This window comes from Pseudomonas sp. EGD-AK9 (assembly GCF_000465935.2).
GTDB lineage: Bacteria > Pseudomonadota > Gammaproteobacteria > Pseudomonadales > Pseudomonadaceae > Aquipseudomonas.
On sequence record NZ_AVOF01000466.1, the window covers coordinates 1 to 2033 of the forward strand.

Here is a 2033-nt window from a genome sequence, read left to right on the forward strand (position 1 = left end):
AGCAGGGTCGGCGGCAGGCCGCTGGCCAGGGCCGGGCCGGGGGCGAAGCTGAGCGTCCAGTTGGGGTTGCCGGTGGCGAAGCTCTGCGCCGCGCCGCCCTCGCTCTGGCCGCGTTGCAGCAACACCTGGGACGGGCTGTTGCCGAACTTCTGCACCAGTTGCAGCTGGCCGAGTTCGGCCGGCAGCGGCGGCAGGCTGGCGAGCAGGCGCTGGAGGTCGACGGCCAGCAGCAGGGTGCCCTGCGCCGGCTGGTTGTCGTTCAGGCGCAGCGCCACGGCGCTGTAAGCCAGCCAGCGGTCGCCGACCCGATAGGCCTCCACTGCCGGCTGCTGGCCGCTTTCGGCGCGGCGCAGCATGTCCAGTCCGGCGAAGTTCATCGGCGCGGCGCGGCTGCCGTCCTGCACCGCTTCGGCGCGGCGGTTGAGGTGGGCGTCGACCACGCCGTCCCAGTAGCCCAGGCGTCGCTCGGCGTCGCGTTGCTGTTGGCTGTCGCCGCTCTGCAGCGCCTGCAGCAGCTCGGGGTTGCGCGCGGCGGCGAGGTTGTCGGCCTGCAGCTGCTTGAGCGCCTGCTGCACGGCGGCGGCCTGGCTGCTGCCGATGGCCTGGGTCAGCTCGGCCTGGCGGGCCTGGCTGTCGCTGTTCTGCGCGAACCACAGCAGGGCGCCGCCGGCGCCGATGCCGAGGGCGGCGGCGAGCAGGCCGGGCAGCAAGGGGCCGAGCGCTTTGCCGGTCGGCTGTTTCGCCGCCGTGGCGTCGTTCAGGGGCCTGTCGGCTTCCTTGGCGGTGCGCTTGAAGAGTTTCACGCGGGGGCTCCTCGGCGGGTCGTCCGTGTTGGCATTGGGCTCAGTGGCTGCCGGAGTGGCCGAAGCCGCCGGCGCCGCGCTGGCTCTCGTCGAACTCCTCGACCAACTCGAAATGCGCCTGCACCACCGGTACCAGCACCAGCTGGGCGATGCGCTCGCCGACGGCGATGCGGAACGCGCTATGGCCGCGATTCCAGCACGACACCATCAGCTCGCCCTGGTAGTCCGAGTCGATCAGGCCGACCAGGTTGCCGAGGACGATGCCGTGTTTGTGGCCCAGGCCCGAGCGCGGCAGGATCAGCGCGGCCAGGTTCGGATCGCCGATATAGATCGACAGGCCGGTGGGGATCAGCAGGGTCTGGCCAGGCTCGAGAACGACGTCCTCCTTGAGCATGGCGCGCAGGTCGAGGCCGGCCGAACCGGGTGTGGCGTACTGCGGCAGGGGAAAGTCCTGGCCGAGGCGGGGGTCGAGGATCTTGGCTTGCAAAGCGTGCATGGTCAGTTCTTGTTCAGGCGGTCGGCGATAAGGGTGATCAACTGGCGGGCGATCTTGCCCTTGCTGGTCTGGGCGAAACTGCTCTGCTGCAGCTCGCGGTCGATCACGGTGATGGCGTTTTCCTCGCTGTTGAAGCCGATGCTGGGGTTGGCCACATCGTTGGCGACTATCAGGTCGAGGTTCTTGTCGCGCAGCTTGCGCGAGGCGTATTCGAGCAGGTTCTCGGTCTCGGCGGCGAAGCCGACGCTGAACGGGCGATCGGCGCGGCCGGCGATGGTGGCGAGGATATCCGGGTTGCGCACCATTTGCAGGAGCAGCCCATCACCGCTGGTGGGGTCTTTCTTCAATTTGTGCTGGGCGACCACTTCCGGGCGGTAGTCGGCCACCGCGGCGGCGGCGATCAGCACGTCGCAGGGCATCGCCGCTTCGCAGGCAGCGAGCATGTCGCGGGCGCTGACCACGTCGATGCGGCTGACCCGGTCCGGCGTCGGCAGGTGCACCGGGCCGCTGACCAGGGTCACCCGCGCGCCGGCTTCGGCGGCGGCCTCGGCCAGGGCGAAGCCCATCTTGCCGGAGCTGTGGTTGGTGATGTAGCGCACCGGGTCGATGTTTTCCTGGGTCGGCCCGGCGGTGATCAGGATATGCAGGCCGTCCAGCGCCTGGCGCTGGAAGCAATCGGCGGCCAGTTGCGCCAGCTGCTCGGCTTCCAGCATGCGGCCGAGGCCGACGTCGCC

The 2033-nt window shown here is 69.9% G+C and carries 2 protein-coding genes and 1 pseudogene; all 3 read right to left on the bottom strand.

Going from position 1 to position 2033, the window contains the following annotated elements; all coding sequences use genetic code 11:
* Positions 1-803 (bottom strand): annotated as a pseudogene (locus N878_RS18860) (phosphomannomutase/phosphoglucomutase); the annotation flags it as partial.
* A gap of 40 nt (positions 804-843) precedes the next feature.
* Positions 844-1299 (bottom strand): dUTP diphosphatase, encoded by a 456-nt coding sequence (gene dut / locus N878_RS18865; RefSeq protein WP_021445138.1) that lies wholly within the window; start codon positions 1297-1299, stop codon positions 844-846.
* 2 nt (positions 1300-1301) lie between these two features.
* On the bottom strand, positions 1302-2033 hold a 732-nt coding region (gene coaBC / locus N878_RS18870; protein WP_021445139.1), incomplete at its 5' end, for a bifunctional phosphopantothenoylcysteine decarboxylase/phosphopantothenate--cysteine ligase CoaBC.